Source organism: Vibrio sp. 970, assembly GCF_033339075.1.
Genome location: NZ_JAWOTW010000125.1, coordinates 1 through 941 on the forward strand (window position 1 = coordinate 1; position 941 = coordinate 941).

A 941-nucleotide genomic window follows, 5' to 3' on the forward strand; every position below is an offset into this window, starting at 1 on the left:
GTACTCGTCTCTATATAGAGATTGTTGTAAAAATAGGGATGGGAAGAGAGAGGGCGGCATCGCCTAGAGGCGCTTGCCAGTAGCTGTTATCAGGCAATAAAAAAGCCTCATTACTGAGGCTCTTCGAAGATTAAGGTTGTAAAAAATTCTGCGTAAAATCGAGCACATCTTTGGAAGGCGTTTTCTGCTCAGGTGGTTTCGCTGATTGATCTTCTGTTGTGACCGTTGTCATATCCGGTTCGAAGTTCAGCTCCGTCGTCTCTTCCCACGTATTCGCCCCAGATTTGTGCTCGTCACTTAACACTTCGTTAAGCTCTTCTTCGCCAGGGAAATATACGTCACGTTTGTACACCTTGTTCAGCGCACGAATGATCGAGTGCTTTTTCACCATGCCAGATGCGAGCTTTCTTTGCAGAGGCTTCGCAATGGATTGAAGTCCAACCACCACATCCACACCGATGTTCGCCGCCACTTCATCGCGAAGGGCGCGAGCTGGTTGATAACCCATATTGGCAGAAAGAAACAACCAAACATACGCAATCGCATTGCCTGTTTTTCCTCTGTCTTTCCATGCTTCGCCTGCATGGTACATCGCTTCTGCGCTGCCGCCCTCAGCAGCACGTTCCAGCCAATAGCAACCTTTCACCATGCTCTTGTCTGCGCCAATGCCGTTTAGATAACACAAGCCGACTTGAATTTTGCCTTCTGCACTGTCTTTTTCTGCCGCTTTCATAAACCAGTAAAGCGCATCGGCTTTATGGCCTGAAGTATTTTCAGGCGAGAGCTGCCACTCTCCCATGTAAAGCATCGCAGCAACGCAACCTTCTTCGGCCGCCGTTTCGATGAGTTGATGGCCTTTCGGGATGTTCTTCTCTACCCCTCGACCAAACACCAGTGCTTTACCTGTCGTGAACTTCGCTTCAATATCACCTTCCATGCCC

Annotated in this window: 1 protein-coding gene; it reads right to left on the reverse strand. The window is 49.0% G+C overall.

Going from position 1 to position 941, the window contains the following annotated elements:
* Positions 1–130: 130 nt before the first annotated feature.
* On the reverse strand, positions 131–941 hold an 811-nt coding region (locus tag R7Q11_RS25180), incomplete at its 5' end, for a tetratricopeptide repeat protein (RefSeq protein WP_225466879.1).